The organism is Ectobacillus ponti, assembly GCF_024294785.1.
GTDB classification, from domain to species: domain Bacteria; phylum Bacillota; class Bacilli; order Bacillales; family Bacillaceae_G; genus Ectobacillus; species Ectobacillus ponti.
Genome location: NZ_JANCLT010000064.1, coordinates 1 through 761, shown reverse-complemented (window position 1 = coordinate 761; position 761 = coordinate 1). Strand labels below are relative to the sequence as shown.

Below are 761 nucleotides of genomic sequence, written 5' to 3'. Positions count from 1 at the left end.
GTCAACTATCAGTTTGGAAGTATGTTATGTTGGTCAAATACTATTATGATGTTTCCAGCATACGATTGGAGAACTCTTGTCCAATTTAAGTGAAATAAGCTCTTGTTCTTGCCCAGAATATACAGCGCTCCTGCGCCTTAATATCAACTAATTGTGTATGATTTAACCGCTCAGCTCTTTCACTTTGCCCTTTCTGTATTTATGCATGTACGAGAAGGCTAGTAATGTTTTATATATTTGCACTGTGAGAATTTCTTTTCTTGGATAGTCAGCAATGTAACCTCTTTTGCAAGCTGTAGAATATGATCATATGTTGTCCTCCTTAGCATTATGTTAGTTTCTGTACGTTGAAGTACGAGAATTTATGTTCTTGAAGCAAAAAGTTATTTAGCATTTGTCTATTCATCATAGTTTGTACTATGTAGAAATTGTAGCATTCTCTCGTCGTTTTAAGGTGACCTGAAGACAAGTTCAACCTGAAGTCACCCGAAGAAAGGAGTATTCTTGCGAATCAAACTTGGTTGAGGTGGCCGTCTGGGATCTTGACATCTGAAGCTTGACATCTGAAGCAAGATGATGATGTTTTGCTGTGATCACCTGTGCTCATTACATGGTGCTTCAGGAATGACTTGTCTAATGTTGGTAATTGTTGGTGCTCATCAATTTTCATGGTTATTGTTGGACCGACTTTCCGGTATGCTGGATTAAGCTGTTGCAGCTTTGAAGTCTGGGGTGCCAACCTTGTTTGGACAAATAGCCAG

The 761-nt window shown here is 38.8% G+C and carries 1 protein-coding gene; it reads right to left on the bottom strand.

Translation table 11 applies throughout. The features are described 5' to 3' along the window. Window positions 1-511: 511 nt before the first annotated feature. Window positions 512-761 (bottom strand): hypothetical protein (locus NK662_RS24585; RefSeq protein ID WP_254761340.1); only part of this gene is annotated, 250 nt, incomplete at its 5' end.